The organism is Pseudomonas sp. ICMP 10191, assembly GCF_001467335.1.
In the GTDB taxonomy this organism is placed as follows: Bacteria; Pseudomonadota; Gammaproteobacteria; order Pseudomonadales; family Pseudomonadaceae; genus Aquipseudomonas; species Aquipseudomonas cerasi.
In genome coordinates this window covers 169,773-186,527 of record NZ_LKGW01000135.1, presented here as the reverse complement: position 1 = coordinate 186,527, position 16,755 = coordinate 169,773, and the positions used below count along the sequence as shown (strand labels likewise).

Sequence of the window (16,755 nt, the reverse complement as noted above, 5' to 3'; positions counted from 1 at the left end):
GGTGCAGTCAGACGGTCTTGGAAATCCGTGCCGCCATCAACGCCCAGCCAAACAGCAGCAGGCAGACAATCGCCAGCGGCCACGAGCGCCAGTGCAGATAAGGCGTGAGTTCATGCATGGGCACCACTTCGCCGTACAGCACGCCGCGTTCGAACTGCGGAATCTGCTCGGTGATCTTGCCAAACGGGTCGATCAGCGCGGTCACGCCGTTGTTGGTTGCCCGGATCATCCAGCGGCCTGCTTCAAGGGCGCGCATCTGGGCCATCTGCAAGTGTTGCAGAGGGCCGATCGAGGTGCCGAACCAGGTGTCGTTGCTGACCGTCAGCAGCAGGTCGCTTTGCGCCGACAGGCCTGCGGCGAACTCTGGATAGACCACTTCGTAGCAGATGAACGGCGCGATGTGATAACCCTTGGCCTGCAATAACGCCTGATCGTTCGGCCCGCGCGCGAAGTCCGACATTGGCAGATCGAAGAAGGAAATCAGCCCGCGCAGCAGGTCCTGCAGCGGCACGTACTCACCGAACGGCACCAGCTTCTGCTTGTAGTAGGTGCCGTCACCCTGACCCGTGACCGTGATGCCGTTGTAATAACGATACTCACCGCGCCCGGTCGGTTCACGCACCGGTACGCCGGTGATCAGCGCCGCGCCGCGGTCCGAAGCGAACTTGCCCATCATCGACAGATAGCCTTCTGCGCTTTCCTTGAGCACCGGCACGGCGGTTTCCGGCCAGACGATCAGGTCTGCCTGCTGCGAGCGGAAGGTCATGTCGCGGTACAGCGCCAGCTGATCGTTAAGCTTTTGCGGGTCCCACTTCATGCTTTGTTCGACGTTGCCCTGCATTGCCGCGACTTTCAGTGGCGCGCCGGACGGCGATGTCCAGGCGTGACCCTTGAGGGCCAGGCCTGTCACCCACGGGGCCAGCAACAGCACCACGCCCATGGCCAGAAACGATTTGCGTGCACGCAGGCGGTGCAGGTTGCACAACAGTGCAGCAGTCAGCGCCAGCGAGAACGAAATCAGCCATACGCCGCCGACGGGGGCAAGCCCGGCCAGTGGGCCGTCGAGCTGACTGTAGCCGGAGTAGAGCCACGGGAAACCAGTGAGAAACCAGCCGCGAAACGCTTCCTGCCATAGCCATAGCGCTGCGAAGGCCAGCGCATCGGCCAGCGGTGCTTCATTGCGACGCAGCCAGCGCGCCCAGACCCAGGCGGGCAGGGCGAAGAACAGGGCAATGGCGGCGATGAACAACAGCATCAGCAGCCCGGCCAACAGCACGGAAGCGCCGCCGTAGGTGTGAATGCTGACGTAGATCCAGCTGGTGCCAGCGCCGTACAGACCGAAGCCATAGCACCAGCCACGGGCCAGTGCCTGGCGCGGGTTCAGGTCGCGCAGGCCCAGATAGAACATCGCCACTGCGACCAGCACCAGAGGCCAGAGGTCAAAGGGCGCCAGGGCCAGGGTCGTGAGCCCGCCAGCCGCCAGGGCCAGCAGGTTACCGGGCCAGCCGGGGCGGGTTATCCAGCGCATGTAGATTCCTTAAAGCAGCATCAAGTGTTTACGGACGTGAAATGGGCGTCACGCGCAGCAAATGAATGCGACGGCTGTCAGCGCTCAGGATGCGGAAACGATAGGCACCGATTTCAGTGATTTCGTTGCGCTTGGGCAGATGGCCAAAGGCATTCATCACCAGACCGCCCACAGTATCGAACTCGTCGTCCGAGAACGTGCTGTCGAAGAATTCGTTGAAATTCTCGACCGGCGTAAGGGCCTTGACCAGGAAGTCGCCGCTGGGCAGCGGTTTGATGTAGCTGTCTTCCTCGACGTCATGCTCGTCTTCGATATCGCCGACGATCTGTTCCAGCACGTCTTCGATGGTCACCAGACCTGCCACGCCGCCGTATTCGTCAATGACGATGGCCATGTGGTTGTGGTTGGCGCGAAATTCGCGCAGCAGCACGTTGAGACGCTTGGATTCGGGCACGAAGGTGGCCGGACGCAGCAGCTTCTTGACGTCATCGCTGTCACCGTCGGCCTTGAGGATCAGCGGCAGCAGATCCTTGGCCAGCAGCACACCGAGCACATCATCGTGGCTTTCGCCGATCACCGGATAGCGCGAGTGCGCAGCATCGATGACCGCCGGCAGAAATTCCCGGGGTGTCTGGGTCGCCTTGATGCTGATCATCTGCGAGCGCGGCACCATGATGTCGCGCACTTGCAAGTCAGCCACTTGAATGGCGCCCTCGACGATGGCCAGCGCTTCGCTGTCCAGCAGTTTGTTCTGGTGGGCTTCGCGCAGCAGCTCAAGCAGCTCCTGGCGGTTTTTCGGCTCATGGACAAAGGCCTGGGTCAGTTTACCCAACCATGACTTTTGCCCGTTGCTCGATCGGTCTTCGCTCATAGCCCTTACTCGTGGTCCTTGCTTGGTGTGTCTGAATGTGGATGGTCGGCACTTTCATCGTCGGCGTAGGGATCGGGATAGCCCAGCTCCTCAAGCAACGTTCGTTCCAGTGCTTCCATTTCTTCGGCTTCTTCATCATCGATGTGGTCGTAACCCAGCAGATGAAGGCAGCCATGAATGACCATGTGCGCCCAGTGCGCGTCGACGGACTTGCCCTGTTCAACGGCTTCACGGTTGACGACCGGAACGCAGATAACCAGATCACCCAGCAACGGGATGTCCAGCATGTCGTCTGGAACGTCTGCCGGGAATGAAAGCACGTTTGTTGCGTAATTTTTGTGTCGCCAGGTGTGATTGAGCTCACGCCCTTCGGTTTCGTCAACCAGGCGGATGGTCAGCTCGGAGTCGGCACTGCGCTGACGCAGGCCCATTTCACACCAGAGGCGGAATCGGGCTTCGTCAGGGGCGCTTGTCTCGCTTGCAATCTGCAGGTCCAGCTCAAGCATCGCGGTGGTTGTCCCGTGGGTAACTGTTGTTGCCCGACGGACCATCGCTGAGGCGGTCGTCGAAACGCTCGTAGGCTTCGACGATGCGCTGAACCAGCGGGTGGCGAACCACATCCTTGGGTTTGAAATGCGTGAAGCTGATGCCCGGCACGTCCTTGAGCACATCGATGACGTGCGTCAGCCCGGAGCGAGTGCCCTTCGGCAGGTCGACCTGGGTGATGTCGCCGGTGATCACGGCCGTGGAGCCGAAGCCGATACGGGTCAGGAACATCTTCATCTGCTCGACGGTGGTGTTCTGACTTTCGTCGAGAATGATGAAGCTGTTATTAAGGGTGCGTCCGCGCATGTAAGCCAGCGGTGCCACTTCAATGACCTGCTTCTCGATCAGCTTGGCGACGTATTCGAAACCGAGCATCTCGTACAGCGCGTCGTACAGCGGGCGCAGGTACGGGTCGATCTTCTGTGCCAGATCGCCGGGCAGGAAGCCCAGCTTCTCGCCAGCCTCGACCGCCGGGCGCACCAGCAGGATGCGTCGGATCTGCTCGCGCTCCAGTGCATCCACCGCGCAGGCCACCGCCAGGTAGGTCTTGCCGGTACCCGCCGGGCCGATGCCGAAGTTGATGTCGTTGCTGAGGACTTCCTTGACGTAACGCTGCTGGTTCAGGCCGCGCGGGCGAATCATGCCCTTTTTGGTGCGCAGCGAGACGCCGACTTCGGCGGCAGGGTGATTGTCGAGGCCGTCCACACCCGATTCCTGAAGGAACAGGTGGACCATGTCCGGCGTCAGTTCGGTACCTTTGGTTTCCCGGTACAGACGGCGCAGAAGGTTCTCGGCGGAATGATTTTGTTTGGCTTCGCCAATCAGCTCGAATTGATTGCCGCGATTGCGGATCTCGATGTCCAGGCGTTGCTCGATCAGGCGCAAGTGCTCGTCGAGTTGCCCGCACAAGTTGGCGAAACGATGGGCCTCGAAAGGCTCGAGGGTGAAGCGATGAGGTTCTATGGGTGCGTTCAAGGTCGTTTAATGGCCGTCCGGCGGCAATTGAGATGTATTGAAGAATACCCCTAGCGCTGATTGTGCGAAAGCGTTGCCTTGTTAAAGGCCGCGCCAGGGATTCACCGTGCTCAATGGTAGGGACCGCGCAGAAACGAATTCATTCGGCGATTCGTTTCTGCGGCGACACTCAAGCTTTACTGTAGCAGCGAGCCGCGCAACGAGTGAGGCTGCGCATCATCGATGTGTACATCGGCAAACTGCCCGATCAATTTGGGGTTGTCGCAGCGAAAATTGACGATCCGGTTGTTCTCGGTGCGGCCCTGCAGTTCGCCTGGGTCTTTCTTCGAGTAGTCGGTCACCAGAATGCGCTGGATGCTGCCCACCATCTGCCGGCTGATCTCGAAACCCTGCTGGTTCAGACGATGTTGCAGCGCTGCCAGGCGCTCTTTCTTCAGGGCTTCGGGCGTATCGTCCTTGAGGTCCGCGGCGGGCGTGCCCGGGCGCGGGCTGTAGACGAACGAGAACGAGAAGTCGAAACCCACGTCCTCGATCAGCTTCATGGTGTTGTCGAAATCCTTTTCGGTCTCGCCGGGGAAGCCGACGATGAAGTCGGAACTGATACTGATGCCCGGCACTGCGGCCCTGAGCTTGCGCAAACGCGACTTGTATTCCAGCGTGGTGTGGTTGCGCTTCATCGCCGCCAGAATACGGTCGGAGCCCGACTGCACAGGCAAATGCAGGTGTTTGACCAGTTCCGGCACTTCCGCGTGGGCCTGGATCAGGCTGTCGGAAAACTCCAGCGGGTGCGAGGTGGTGTAGCGAATTCGGTCGATGCCATCGACGGCGGCGACCACGCGGATCAGGTCCGCCAGGTCTGCGACGCGGCCGTCGTGGGTGGTGCCGCGATAACCGTTGACGTTCTGCCCCAGCAGGGTGACTTCACGCACGCCGTTTTCGGCCAGGTGGATGACTTCGCTCAGCACATCGTCGAACGGGCGACTGACTTCCTCGCCACGGGTGTAGGGCACCACGCAGAACGTGCAGTATTTGCTGCAGCCTTCCATCACCGACACATAAGCGCTCGGGCCATCGACGCGCGGCTCGGGCAAGTGGTCGAATTTTTCGATTTCCGGGAACGAGACATCGACCTGCGGCAAGCGGGTCACGCGTGCGGCGTCGATCATTTCCGGCAGGCGGTGCAGGGTCTGCGGGCCGAACACCACGTCCACATAGGGCGCGCGATCACGAATGGCTGCGCCTTCCTGGCTGGCCACGCAGCCGCCTACAGCGATAACCATTTCCGGATTGGCCAGCTTCAGCTCACGCCAGCGGCCGAGCTGGGAATACACCCGGTCCTGGGCGCGTTCACGAATCGAGCAGGTATTGAGCAGGATCACGTCGGCGTCTTCCGCGCGAGCGGTGACTTCCAGGGCCTGATGTTCGCCCAGCAGGTCGACCATGCGCGAGCTGTCGTACTCGTTCATCTGGCAACCGTGGGTTTCGATATAAAGCTTTTTGGCCATGCGTGATGATCAACCGTGTCAGTGAACCGCGCATTATAAGGATGAAGGGCTCGGGTTCCTAGCGTCGGCTGTCCGACGAGGCGGGCTGACATGCTATAGTCCGTGCCCCTTTTTCATCTCCGATCGTTACCCGCCCGTTATGACCAAACGCGAAGCTCCAATCTACAAGGTGATTTTCCTCAACCAGGGACAGGTGTTCGAGATGTACGCCAAGCAGATCTACCAAAGTGATCTGTGGGGCTTTCTGGAAGTTGAAGAATTCGTCTTCGGCGAGCGCACGACCGTTGTGGTGGACCCGAGCGAAGAGAAGCTCAAGGCCCAGTTCGAAGGTGTGGTGCGCAGTTTCGTGCCGATGCATTCGATTGTGCGCATCGATGAAGTCGAACGCATGGGCACGCCGAAGATCAGCGAAGCGCGCGGCAGCAGCAATGTGATGCCGTTCCCCATGCCGATGCCGGAAAAGTAAGCGTTGCAGGTGTGAATCGCGATTGCCCTGAAAGATTCCTGATCAGGGCAACGGAGAAAAAGGACTGCGACCTTCGGCGGTCTGCAGTTCAAGCAGGTATTTGCGGAAAATCTGCCCGAGTACCTGAGTGGCGACTTCGAGCTCGTCACGTTGCATCTTCGCCGAGACTTCGTCGGCAGCGTCCAGCGCGTCTTCCGAACCGTTGACCGCGGCCATCTTCAGCACGATGTAGGCCTGAATGTTGTTGGCCTGCACACCTTCACCACGGCTGAACATCAAGCCCAGTTGATACTGCGCCTGGGCATGGCCCTGCAGCGAAGCCTGCTCGAAATAATTCAGCGCCTGCGACAAATCGCGAGGTGCATTTCTGCCCTCGTAATAGAACTCACCCAACTCGTACTGCGCCTGCGCGTCCCCACCCTTGGCGGCCTGCTGGCAGGCTTCGAGCGCTGCAGGCAGGTTCTCTGGCTGGGTATTGAGGGTGCAACGACCCATCGCCGGGACTAACAACGAGTTGCCGCCGGCAGTTGCCAGCAGAGGATAGACAAGCAACAGGCAGCCCAATACAAGGGTGCGGCCGGTGCGGTTCATGGGAGTCGACTTACCTCTGAAAAAGGTGCGGGCATGCCCGACCAGCTAAACGTGCTGGCTGCGCATTATGAAATAAGCAGAGCCAACCTTACAAAGTCTTTACGGATTTTCTGCTGCACGGCCTGAAAACATCCTTTTTTACGGGCGGATTACCTGAAAGAGGGTTGTTGTCAGCGTGTCTGTGCAGCGTTCGCATTGCATTGTAGAAGCAAAATACGTACTTAACGTTCAGTTTCATTCGCAGTCATCACTCGCGCCGGTTCACTGACACCCTGCGCGAGTGATGCCTGACGAGCTTATTTCAGCGCAGCGAATGCCTTTTCTGCGGCATCCAGTGTCAGTTTCAGCTCGGCATCACCATGGGCGATGGAAGTGAAACCCGCTTCGAAAGCGCTCGGCGCGAGGTAAACACCGCCTTCCAGCATCAGGTGGAAGAAGCGCTTGAAGCGCTCGGAGTCACTGGTCATCACGTCTTCGAACGTCACGATTTGGTCGGCTTCGCTGAAATACAGGCCGAACATGCCGCCGGCCTGGGTCGTCACGAACGGGATACCTGCGGCATCGGCGCGCTGTTGCAGGCCTTCGAGCAGGCGGCGGGTGTAGTCGCTCAGTTCATCGTGAAAGCCCGGACGGCTGATCAGACGCAGGGTGGTCAGGCCGGCCGCCATCGCCAGCGGGTTGCCCGACAGGGTGCCGGCCTGATAGACCGGGCCGAGCGGTGCGATGTGCGACATGATTTCGCGTTTGCCGCCAAAGCAGCCGACCGGCATGCCGCCGCCGATGATTTTGCCAAAAGTGCTCAGGTCGGGCGTCACGCCGTAGTAAGCCTGTGCGCCACCGAGGGCAACGCGGAAACCGGTCATCACTTCATCGAAAATCAGCACCACGCCGTGCTCGTCGCACAGGTCGCGCAGCCCTTGCAGGTAGCCAGGCGCAGGCGGCACACAGTTCATGTTGCCAGCCACGGGTTCGACGATGATGCACGCCACTTCCTGACCCACTTCGGCCAGCAGGTCACGCACGGCGTCGAGGTTGTTGAAGGGCACGGTCAGGGTGTGTTTGGCGAAAGCAGCAGGTACGCCAGGCGAGCTGGGCACGCCGAGGGTCAGCGCACCGGAGCCGGCCTTGACCAGCAGGCTGTCGGAGTGACCGTGGTAGCAACCTTCGAACTTGAGGATGCTGTCGCGGCCGGTGAAGCCACGGGCCAGACGGATTGCACTCATGGTCGCTTCAGTGCCCGAGCTGACCATGCGAACCATTTCCATGGATGGCACCAGTTCGCAGACCAGGTCGGCCATTTCGGTTTCCATGGCCGTCGGTGCGCCGTAGGACAGGCCGTGTTCCAGCTGGCTGCGCACGGCGTCGAGCACGTCGGGGTGGCTATGGCCAAGAATCATCGGGCCCCAGGAGCCGACGTAATCCACATAACGCTTGTCGTCTTCGTCAGTCACGTAGGCGCCCGCAGCGTGCTTGAAGAACAGTGGCGTACCACCCACGCTCTTGAAGGCGCGAACCGGCGAATTGACGCCGCCGGGGATGTGTTTTTGGGCGTTGGCGAACAGTGTTTCGGAACGGGACATGATCGGGTCTCTGCTTTGAAGCGGGGGAATTCGTGTCTACGCTGGGGTCAGCCGAGGCGGGCAGCTTCAGGGTGGGCTGCTTTATTGGGTGGCATGAGCCAGAGAAGGCGCAGGAACACGCACTATATCAAATGAAGGAGGATCCACGTACTGGCTCGCGAAGGGGGCAGTGCAGGCCCCGAAAACAGAGCATTCTGAACCATCGCCTTCGCGAGAAAACGAAGCGTCGCCCGGTTCTGGCCCACCACCATTCCGCTCTACAACAACGCCGTGAAAGCTTTTGCCCGGCGCGTCACTTCCTGAGTGTTTTCAGCGCCGAACAAGCCGTGCACCACGGCGAGCAGGTCGGCCCCGTGTTCAACCAGTTGCGGTGCGTTCTCCAGGGTAATGCCGCCAATCACCGCGATCGGCAGGTGGACCCTGGCACGCACCTGAGCGATCAGGTCCAGCGGTACAGCGGGGGCGCCAGGCTTGGTCAGGGAATTGAAGAACCTGCCAAATGCCACGTACGTCGCGCCGTCAGCCTTGGCTTGCTCGGCCAGCTCCACGCGGCCATGACAGGTGGCACCGACAATCGCCTTGTGTCCGAGCAGGGCGCGGGCATCGGGCAGCGAGCCGTCGGACTGTCCCAGATGCACGCCCACCCCAAGCCGCGCAGCCAGCTCAGCGTCATCGTTGATGATCAGCCGGGTCTTGTAGCGCTCGCAGAGCTTGAGCAGTTCGGTCGCTTCGCGCAGACGCCGGGACTCGTCACTGTTCTTGTCGCGGTATTGCAGCAGCGTCACGCCGCCGTCCAGCGCAGCTTCGACATACGACAGAAATTTTCCGGACAGCAACTGGCTGTCGGTAATGGCATACAGGCCACGCAGTTTCATGAATCGACCCTCATGGCGATGTGTTACGAGCAAAAATCCAGCGGCAGCCGACGTGGCACGAATTGCCCCCGGCCCAACTGTTCGGCATCCCTCAGGGTCCGCCAGGTGTAGTCGAGTGCCGACTTCACCGCGCTGACCAGCTCTTCACCCTGGGCGATGCGCCCGGCCAGTGCGCTGGCCAGGGTACAGCCAGAGCCGTGGTAGCTGCCGGGCAAACGCTCGCAGACGAAAGTGTGGGTCCGGCCGTCACGCAGGTACAGACGGTTATGGATTTGCTGCTCGTCACCATGTCCGCCTGTGATCAACAGATATTCACAAAACGGCAGTAGTTTGTCAGCGCACTCGTCCGCAGTCCCTTCGGGAAGCTCGGCAAGGATGCGGGCTTCCGGAAGGTTCGGGGTGGCGATGGTCGACAGGGGCAACAGGCGTTCACGCATGGCGTAGCCGACCTCGTCCTTGCCCAGTCTGCCGCCGCCGCCAGCGCGTAGCACCGGATCACAGACCATGGGCAAATGCGGGTGGGCCAAAAGCAGTTCGACTACCGTATCGACCATTTCCAGTGACCCCAGCATGCCCAGCTTGACGGCTGCTACGCTCGAATCGTTGAGGACTGCATTGGCTTGCGCCATCACCCATTCGCGATCCAGCACGCGGAAATCACTGACGTTCACCGTGTCTTGCACGGTGAGCGCGGTAATCACCGGAGCGGCATGGCAGCCTTGGGCGAGCAGGGCTTCTATATCGGCCTGCATACCGGCGCCGCCACTAGGGTCGTGACCGGACAGGCAAAGGACTACGGGGCGGGAGCTATAGATATTCATGGTGCGCGAGCTTATCACTAAACCTTTCGCGGGCCGCTCGGGGTGCCGGTTTTTTCTTGCGGGTCGAGCCCGATCGGTGACAACGGCAGGCTCGACAAAACCTTAAAAAGTACTCATGTTTGCCTTGCGGTCACCGATATAGAGCTATTGCCTTGATTTTGATCGCGATACTGTCTTTAAGCTATTAGCGGCTATGCTTGAGTGGCAAGGCTGACAAGTGACGGTTCGGGTCTTTACTGATGTCTGCCGGTACATGTGCACGTTCAACGGTCTGTTTGAATCATTAGCCTGTTTCAAGGATAGAAATTTGCGGGACGTCGTAATCAATGGATGGATTGAACGCGACGACCTACCTTGGGGCTTCAATGCGCTATCTGTTGATCATTCTGGCTCTTTGGCTGCCGTTGCAGAGTCATGCAGTCGAGTTTGATGAAAACACTCGTTTTCTGCCGTTGGGCCGTGCCATTCAGGTATTCGAAGACCCGACCGGCGAGGCGACCATCGAAAGCGTCAGCGCCGCCGCTCACGCCGGTGCCTTTCAGTCCGTGCCTTCCGGGACCTTCAACGCCGGTTATTCGCGTTCCGCCTTCTGGCTGAAGGTCGAGCTGACCTATCGCCCGACGGACGCCAGCATCCATAACGACTGGTTGCTGGAACTGGCCTATCCGCCAATGGACCACATTGATTTCTATGTCCCGGATGCCGACGGGAATCCCGGGCGGGTCTGGCAGACTGGAGACATGCTGCCGTTCTCCAGCCGCCAGTTCGCCCAGAACAACTACCTCTTCCAGCTGGACCTGCCGCCGGGCCAGGCGCGAACCCTGTACATGCGTATTCGCAGCGAAGGCTCTGTTCAGGCACCGCTCAACCTCTGGTCTACCCACGCGTATCTGGACGCTCAGCCCACCAAGGTTTACGTCTTCGGTCTGATCTACGGCGTGCTGCTGGGCATGCTGGTCTACAACCTGTTCATCTACCTCAGCGTTCGTGAGGTGGATTACCTGTACTACCTGCTGTATGTCGCCTCGTTCGGGCTTTATCAGATGTCGATCAACGGCGTCGCCATCGAATACCTGTGGCCTGACAGCCCCTGGTGGGCGAATGCGTCGACCCCCTTCCTGATGTCGCTGGCGACGTTATTCGCATGCCAGTTTTCGCGCAGCTTTCTGGGCACCGCGCAGTTGAGCCGCTGGCTGGACCGGCTGCTGCTGGCGGTTATCGGCGCTGCCGTACTGGTCATGTTCATGGCCTTGTTCCTCAGCTACGGGCCGGCTCTGCGCGGTGCCACTCAGCTGGTCATGGCGGGCTCTCTGACGATCTACCTGGCGGGTATCGTTGCGGTCATCAAAGGCGAACGGGTCGGGCGCTACTTCGTACTTGCCTGGTCGGTATTCATGGTCAGCGGACTGATCTTCGGCTTGATGCTGCTTGGCTATCTGCCCAATACCTTCCTGACCATGTACGCCTCGCACATCGGCACGGTGCTGGAAATGGCCTTCCTGTCGATGGCGCTGGCCGACCGTATCAACCACGCCCGCAGGCAGCAGGCGCAAACCTTGCTGGCCGCCGGTCAGGATCTGGAGCGCCTCAACCAGCAACTGGCCAACAGCAACCGGCTGAAGGACGAGTTCCTTGCCACGCTCACCCATGAGCTGCGAACGCCGATGAACGGGGTGATCGGATCGTTGGAGGTCATGCAGACGCTGGACATGGACGACGAAGTCGAGATGTATCAGCAAACCGCCGCCAGTTCGGCACGCGACATGATGAGCATGATCAACGGTATCCTGACCCTCACCGAGCTGCAGGCCGGTGTGCTGTACGCCGACTGCGAGGCGTTTTCCCCCGAGGATCTGGCTGACAGGTTAGAGGAGCGTTTCAGCGGCGCGGCTCAGTCCAAGGGCCTGATATTGACGCTCGATCTGGACGATAAACTGCCGCCGAGCCTTCGTGGCGACGCGAGCAAGCTTTACCAGTGCATCGAGTGTCTGGTGGACAACGCGATCAAATTCACCCGGAAGGGCGCGGTGCAGGTACGTTTCAGTGGCCATCCGCAAGACCTGGAGCGCCTGTACCTGCGGGTCGAAGTGATGGACAGCGGTATCGGCTTCAGCCGCCTGGACGAAGCCCGGCTGTATCAGCATTTCTTTCAGGTCGATGGCTCCATGACCCGCGAATACGGCGGGCTGGGCATCGGACTGGCGATCTGCCGGAAACTGGTCGAGTTGCAGGGCGGCGAACTGAGTCATCGTTCCGAGCCCGGCAAGGGCAGCTGTTTCACGCTGAGCGTGCCGATGCTGATGGTCGTGCCGGGCGCGGTGCGCAGGGCGCCTGAACTCAAGGCTCAATGGGGTATATAAGCGGCCTTATAGCGTCATCAGCTGAAAGCGCCGACGGTTAGGCGGCTACGGCACTTTTGCGAGGGCCGGGTGCGTGATTCACTGTGTGCATGTTGTGTGTGTACTCAGGCAGGAGATGACTCATGAACCTGAATCAATTCGCCGAAACCCACGAAGTCACCAATCAACCGCCGCCGCTGGACGGGGCAAACCTTTACCGTATCGACGTGCCACTTCAGGAATGGAGCAGGCGATTCGGGGCGGGCTGGGCGCAGTCGCGTATCGATGCCTACGGTGCGCTGGCAGGTGGCCCGCTGATGGCGGCGGGCTTTCTGGCCAACCAGCACAAGCCTGAGTTTGCCAGCCATGACCGTTACGGGCACCGCATCGACCTGGTCGAGTTCCACCCGGCGTATCACCAGTTGATGAGCACGGCCATCGAGCATGGCATCCCGTCGTTGCCATGGACCGATCCGCAGCCCGGCGCTCACGTGGCGCGTGCGGCCATGAGTTATTTGCATACCCAGGCAGACCCTGGCAGCGGCTGTCCGCTGACCATGACCTTCGCCAGCGTTCCTGCGCTCAGGCTGCAACCGGATCTGGCTGAAATCTGGCTGCCCAAGGTGCAGTCGACTGAGTACGATCCACGCAACGTGGGCATTGCGCACAAGCGTGGCGCGACCATCGGCATGGCCATGACCGAGAAGCAGGGCGGCACCGACGTGCGCGCCAACACCACGCGTGCGTTCCCGGTGGGAGCAGGCGGCCCCGGCCAGGCCTACGAGCTGGTCGGGCACAAATGGTTCTGCTCGGCACCGATGTGCGATGCATTCCTGACCCTGGCGCAGACCGACAAGGGCCTCAGCTGTTTTCTGCTGCCGCGCCATAGGCCGGACGACACGCGTAACGAGTTTTACATTCAGCGCCTGAAAAACAAGCTCGGCAACTGGTCCAACGCCTCCAGCGAAGTCGAGTTTCGTGGCGCGCTGGCATGGATGATCGGCGAAGAAGGGCGCGGCGTCCCGACCATCATCGAAATGGTCGCCATGACCCGTTTCGACTGCATGATTGGCTCCAGTGCCCTGATGCGTCAGGCGCTGACTCAGGCGACTCACCATTGCGCGCACCGTACGGTCAGTGGCCGGTTGCTCGCCGAGCAGCCGTTGATGCAGAACGTGCTGGCTGATCTGGCACTGGAAAGCGAGGCCGCGCTGGCCCTGACCCTGCGGATGGGGCGCGCGCTTGATCACCTGGATGATGACCACGAAAAGCGTTTTGTGCGTCTGGTCACGGCAGTGGGCAAATACTGGATCTGCAAACGCGCCCCGGCCATGATCAACGAAGCCGCCGAGTGCCTGGGCGGCGCCGGTTATGTCGAGGACAGCATTCTGCCCCGCTTGTACCGCGAAGCGCCGGTCAACTCGACATGGGAAGGCTCCGGCAACGTGCAATGCCTGGACGTGCTGCGAACCCTGTCCAAGGAGCCCGGCGCACTCGATGCGCTGTTCGACGAACTGGGCGACGGACATGGCGACCGGCAGCTGGCGGCACATATCGGCAAGCTCAAGGCGGCGTTTCAGGACACCGGCGACATTCAGTACCGCGCCCGCCAACTGACCGAAGACATCGCCATCGCCTTGCAGGGCAAGTTGTTGCTGGAAGCGGGTAACGCGGCGGTCAGTGACGGCTTCATTGCCGGTCGACTGGTGTCTGGCGGGCGGGTGTATGGCGCTTTGCCCAAGGGTGTTGACGTAGAAACATTGCTGCAAAGGGCCTCGCCGCAGGTGGCATGAGCACGCGAACCCGTTACGATGCACGTCTGCAAGATCAGACAGGACATGAATCGTGACCCAAGCCTTTGTTGTTGTCGACACCGCCGAGCAGGCTGTAGAACGGCTCGCCGAGCTGCATGAACGCGCCACCAGTGCGCTGAGTCAGGCGCTCAAGCGCTACCTGAAAGACCGCGTTGAACCCACTGCCGAAGAGCGAGCGCAATTCAGCTACCCGGAACTGCGCCTGGTCTACAAATGCCAGGGCGAAGTGCCGGTCACTACGCGCGCCTACGCCAAGGTGCAACTGCCGGGCACTTACAGCGTCACCGTCACGCAGCCCAAGGCCTTCAAAAAGTACCTGCTCGAACAACTTGTCCCGCTGATGAACGATTTCACCGTGACGGTCGAAGTCGGTATGAGCGAGCAGAGCATTCCTTATCCTTACGTGGTCGAGCAGGGCGATGAGCTGGCCGGCACGGGCGTCACCGCGGCGGCGCTGGCACGAGTGTTCCCGAGCACCGACCTGTCGGCTGCCACCGACGGCATTGCCGACGGCCTCTACGACTGGGCCAACGTCGATCCGCTGCCACTGGCGCTGTTCGACGCTGCGCGGGTGGATTTTTCGCTACGCCGTCTGGTGCATTACACCGGCAGCGACTGGCGCCATGTGCAGCCGTGGATCCTGCTGACCAACTACCATCGCTATGTCGACCAGTTCATTCTGCACGGCCTGGAAAAGCTCCGCGAAGACCCGCGTTTCGTGCGCATGGTCCTGCCGGGTAACGTGGTGGTCGACAAGAGCATGGGCCAGGAAGAAGCCCAGGCCATCGTCGCCAGCGTGGTCTGGCACCGCTATCAGATGCCGGCCTACCACCTGATCGCCGAAGACGGTCATGGCGTGACGCTGGTCAACATCGGCGTCGGCCCGTCCAACGCCAAGAACATCACCGATCACCTCGCGGTGCTGCGTCCGCATTGCTGGCTGATGATCGGTCACTGCGGCGGCCTGCGTCAGTCGCAGACCATCGGCGATTACGTGTTGGCTCACGCCTACATGCGTCGCGACGGGATTCTCGACCGCGTACTGCCGCCCCATATCCCGATTCCGGCGCTTGCCGAAGTGCAACTGGCCTTGCAGGAGTCGGCTGCGCAGATTACCGGCGAGCGCGGCGAAGAGCTCAAGAAGCGCCTGCGCACCGGCACGGTGTTGACCTATGACGACCGTAACTGGGAACTGCGCTGGGCTCAGGAACGTCCGCTGATCAACCTGTCGCGCGCAGTGGCGGTCGACATGGAAAGCGGCACCATCGCTGCTCAGGGATATCGCCTGCGTGTGCCTTACGGCACGTTGCTGTGTGTATCCGACAAGCCGCTGCACAGCGAAATCAAGCTGCCGGGTTCTGCGAATGCGTTCTATGAGCGTGCTGTCAGTCAGCACCTGAAAATCGGCATCGCTGCGCTGGACCTGCTGCGTACCGAGGTGAACTCGCTGCACTCACGCAAACTGCGCAGCTTCGACGAGCCGCCATTCCGTTGATGGCTTGCCGTTAATAGATTGGTATTTGCACCAAGGGCCACTAAAGTGGCCCTTTCTGTTTTCCGATTGCCGAATTCTCATGTCCCGCACCCAACGCCCCGTATCCCGCCGTCCTGCCTCCACACCGACAGGCACTGCCCGGCGTGTCGCCAAAGCGCCACCGGCCGAGCCCAGGCTGATCCTGTTCAACAAGCCTTTCGACGTGCTGACCCAGTTCAGCGATGAGGAAGGGCGCGCCACGCTCAAGGACTTCATCAAGATCCCCGGCATCTATCCGGCCGGGCGTCTGGATCGCGACAGCGAAGGTTTGCTGCTATTGACCAACGACGGCCAGTTGCAGGCGCGCATTGCCGATCCCAAGCACAAGCTGGCCAAGACCTACTGGGTGCAGGTCGAAGGCGAGCCGAGCGATGAGCAGTTGCAGCAGTTACGCGACGGTGTCCAGCTCAATGACGGGCCGACCTTGCCCGCCGAAGCGCGGCGGCTCGATGAACCGCAACTCTGGCCGCGCAACCCGCCCGTGCGCTTTCGCAAGAGTGTGCCGACAAGCTGGCTGGAGCTGGTGATCAAGGAAGGGCGCAATCGGCAGGTGCGGCGTATGACCGCTGCCGTCGGCTTGCCGACCCTGCGGCTGGTGCGGGTCAGGATTGGCGACTGGACGCTGGAGGGCCTGGATCAGGGCCAGTACAGGGAAGTCGCCGCAAAACTGTGATACCGGTGCTGGCTCAGTTGCGCAGGTGAGTCAGCGGCATTTCGGTGCTGGCCAGCACTTGATTGAGGACAAAGCTCGACTTGACGCTGGTCACGCCTTCGATGCGGGTCAGATGGCCCAACAGCAGCTTCTGATAGTGATCCATGTCCGGCACCACCACCTTCAGTTGATAGTCCGCGTCCATGCCGGTCACCAGGCTGCATTCCAGTACCTGAGGCAGGTTGCGGATCTGCTGCTCGAAGTTCTCGAAGCGCTCGGGTGTGTGCCGGTCCATGCCGATCAGCACGTAGGCGGTCAGGTTCAGGCCCAGTTTCTTGCGGTCCAGCAGGGCAACCTGGCGCACGATGTAACCGTCGTCTTCCAGTTGCTTGACCCGGCGCGAGCAGGGCGACGGCGACAGACCAATGCGTTCGGCCAATTCCTGGTTGGATATCCGTGCGTCCCGTTGCAATTCAGCCAAAATGCTCAGGTCGTATCTGTCGAGCTTGCTCACGATGCACCCCATTATCAATTCAATTGCGCTGGATTATTCATCTGAAGTCAAAAATTGCGCAAGTAATGTTTTAATCCGCAATATTAGCAATCTTCTGCCTCAGCCTCAGGCCTATTCTTTTAAACAGAATCACTGCCCGGACAT

At 60.6% G+C, this 16,755-nt stretch carries 15 protein-coding genes; 5 read left to right on the top strand and 10 right to left on the bottom strand.

What is annotated here, in order from left to right; genetic code table 11:
- Window positions 1-7 precede the first annotated feature (7 nt).
- The 5 genes from lnt to miaB form a co-directional block, all read right to left on the bottom strand.
- The gene (gene lnt / locus AO388_RS21350) at window positions 8-1,528 is read right to left on the bottom strand and encodes an apolipoprotein N-acyltransferase (protein ID WP_003368791.1); all 1,521 of its coding nucleotides are present in this window, start codon (window positions 1,526-1,528) and stop codon (window positions 8-10) included.
- Window positions 1,529-1,556: 28 nt separating this feature from the next.
- The gene (locus AO388_RS21345) at window positions 1,557-2,399 is read right to left on the bottom strand and encodes an HlyC/CorC family transporter (protein WP_003368790.1); all 843 of its coding nucleotides are present in this window, start codon (window positions 2,397-2,399) and stop codon (window positions 1,557-1,559) included.
- A 5-nt stretch (window positions 2,400-2,404) separates the two neighbouring features.
- Entirely contained in the window at window positions 2,405-2,905 is a 501-nt protein-coding gene (gene ybeY, locus AO388_RS21340; RefSeq protein ID WP_003368789.1) for an rRNA maturation RNase YbeY, read from the bottom strand.
- Window positions 2,898-3,920 carry a PhoH family protein gene (locus tag AO388_RS21335; protein WP_058417072.1) on the bottom strand — a complete coding sequence of 341 codons (1,023 nt, stop codon included), beginning with the start codon at window positions 3,918-3,920 and terminating at the stop codon, window positions 2,898-2,900. The genes ybeY and AO388_RS21335 overlap by 8 nt, the downstream gene beginning before the upstream one ends.
- 176 nt (window positions 3,921-4,096) lie before the next feature.
- Window positions 4,097-5,425: a tRNA (N6-isopentenyl adenosine(37)-C2)-methylthiotransferase MiaB gene (gene miaB, locus AO388_RS21330; protein WP_003368786.1), complete on the bottom strand. Its 1,329-nt coding sequence runs from the start codon at window positions 5,423-5,425 to the stop codon at window positions 4,097-4,099.
- 139 nt (window positions 5,426-5,564) lie between these two features.
- On the opposite strand from miaB, the gene AO388_RS21325 reads away from it, so the two are divergent.
- Entirely contained in the window at window positions 5,565-5,891 is a 327-nt protein-coding gene (locus tag AO388_RS21325; RefSeq protein WP_003368785.1) for a DUF1820 family protein, read from the top strand.
- 42 nt (window positions 5,892-5,933) lie between these two features.
- Here AO388_RS21325 and AO388_RS21320 read toward each other — a convergent pair whose 3' ends face one another.
- The 4 genes from AO388_RS21320 to AO388_RS21305 all read right to left on the bottom strand — a co-directional run bounded on the left by AO388_RS21320 (window position 5,934) and on the right by AO388_RS21305 (window position 9,758).
- Window positions 5,934-6,482: a tetratricopeptide repeat protein gene (locus tag AO388_RS21320; RefSeq protein ID WP_003431680.1), complete on the bottom strand. Its 549-nt coding sequence runs from the start codon at window positions 6,480-6,482 to the stop codon at window positions 5,934-5,936.
- A 296-nt stretch (window positions 6,483-6,778) separates the two neighbouring features.
- The gene (gene hemL, locus AO388_RS21315) at window positions 6,779-8,062 is read right to left on the bottom strand and encodes a glutamate-1-semialdehyde 2,1-aminomutase (RefSeq protein WP_003368783.1); all 1,284 of its coding nucleotides are present in this window, start codon (window positions 8,060-8,062) and stop codon (window positions 6,779-6,781) included.
- A 257-nt stretch (window positions 8,063-8,319) separates the two neighbouring features.
- Window positions 8,320-8,937: a thiamine phosphate synthase gene (gene thiE / locus AO388_RS21310; protein WP_003368782.1), complete on the bottom strand. Its 618-nt coding sequence runs from the start codon at window positions 8,935-8,937 to the stop codon at window positions 8,320-8,322.
- 23 nt (window positions 8,938-8,960) lie between these two features.
- The gene (locus AO388_RS21305) at window positions 8,961-9,758 is read right to left on the bottom strand and encodes a hydroxymethylpyrimidine/phosphomethylpyrimidine kinase (protein ID WP_046718967.1); all 798 of its coding nucleotides are present in this window, start codon (window positions 9,756-9,758) and stop codon (window positions 8,961-8,963) included.
- A gap of 365 nt (window positions 9,759-10,123) precedes the next feature.
- Between AO388_RS21305 and AO388_RS21300 the strand changes: the two genes are divergently transcribed.
- From AO388_RS21300 to AO388_RS21285, 4 genes are all read left to right on the top strand, one after another.
- A complete protein-coding gene (locus tag AO388_RS21300) occupies window positions 10,124-12,118 on the top strand; it encodes a sensor histidine kinase (RefSeq protein WP_046718968.1) in 1,995 nt (664 codons plus the stop codon).
- Window positions 12,119-12,240: 122 nt separating this feature from the next.
- Entirely contained in the window at window positions 12,241-13,890 is a 1,650-nt protein-coding gene (locus AO388_RS21295; protein WP_058417071.1) for an acyl-CoA dehydrogenase family protein, read from the top strand.
- Between the two features lie 52 nt (window positions 13,891-13,942).
- Window positions 13,943-15,406: an AMP nucleosidase gene (amn, locus tag AO388_RS21290; RefSeq protein WP_003368777.1), complete on the top strand. Its 1,464-nt coding sequence runs from the start codon at window positions 13,943-13,945 to the stop codon at window positions 15,404-15,406.
- A 79-nt stretch (window positions 15,407-15,485) separates the two neighbouring features.
- Window positions 15,486-16,118 (top strand): pseudouridine synthase, encoded by a 633-nt coding sequence (locus tag AO388_RS21285; protein ID WP_003368776.1) that lies wholly within the window; start codon window positions 15,486-15,488, stop codon window positions 16,116-16,118.
- A 13-nt stretch (window positions 16,119-16,131) separates the two neighbouring features.
- Here AO388_RS21285 and AO388_RS21280 read toward each other — a convergent pair whose 3' ends face one another.
- Window positions 16,132-16,611: an Lrp/AsnC family transcriptional regulator gene (locus AO388_RS21280; RefSeq protein ID WP_002555305.1), complete on the bottom strand. Its 480-nt coding sequence runs from the start codon at window positions 16,609-16,611 to the stop codon at window positions 16,132-16,134.
- Window positions 16,612-16,755 lie beyond the last annotated feature (144 nt).

Excerpts from the sequence above, each read along its gene's own strand:
- lnt (WP_003368791.1), bottom strand. The coding sequence starts at position 1,528 with ATGCGCTGGATAACCCGCCCCGGCTGGCCCGGTAACCTGCTGGCCCTG.
- AO388_RS21345 (WP_003368790.1), bottom strand. The coding sequence starts at position 2,399 with ATGAGCGAAGACCGATCGAGCAACGGGCAAAAGTCATGGTTGGGTAAA.
- ybeY (WP_003368789.1), bottom strand. The coding sequence starts at position 2,905 with ATGCTTGAGCTGGACCTGCAGATTGCAAGCGAGACAAGCGCCCCTGAC.
- miaB (WP_003368786.1), bottom strand. The coding sequence starts at position 5,425 with ATGGCCAAAAAGCTTTATATCGAAACCCACGGTTGCCAGATGAACGAG.
- AO388_RS21325 (WP_003368785.1), top strand. The coding sequence starts at position 5,565 with ATGACCAAACGCGAAGCTCCAATCTACAAGGTGATTTTCCTCAACCAG.
- AO388_RS21320 (WP_003431680.1), bottom strand. The coding sequence starts at position 6,482 with ATGAACCGCACCGGCCGCACCCTTGTATTGGGCTGCCTGTTGCTTGTC.
- hemL (WP_003368783.1), bottom strand. The coding sequence starts at position 8,062 with ATGTCCCGTTCCGAAACACTGTTCGCCAACGCCCAAAAACACATCCCC.
- thiE (WP_003368782.1), bottom strand. The coding sequence starts at position 8,937 with ATGAAACTGCGTGGCCTGTATGCCATTACCGACAGCCAGTTGCTGTCC.
- AO388_RS21305 (WP_046718967.1), bottom strand. The coding sequence starts at position 9,758 with ATGAATATCTATAGCTCCCGCCCCGTAGTCCTTTGCCTGTCCGGTCAC.
- AO388_RS21300 (WP_046718968.1), top strand. The coding sequence starts at position 10,124 with ATGCGCTATCTGTTGATCATTCTGGCTCTTTGGCTGCCGTTGCAGAGT.
- AO388_RS21295 (WP_058417071.1), top strand. The coding sequence starts at position 12,241 with ATGAACCTGAATCAATTCGCCGAAACCCACGAAGTCACCAATCAACCG.
- AO388_RS21285 (WP_003368776.1), top strand. The coding sequence starts at position 15,486 with ATGTCCCGCACCCAACGCCCCGTATCCCGCCGTCCTGCCTCCACACCG.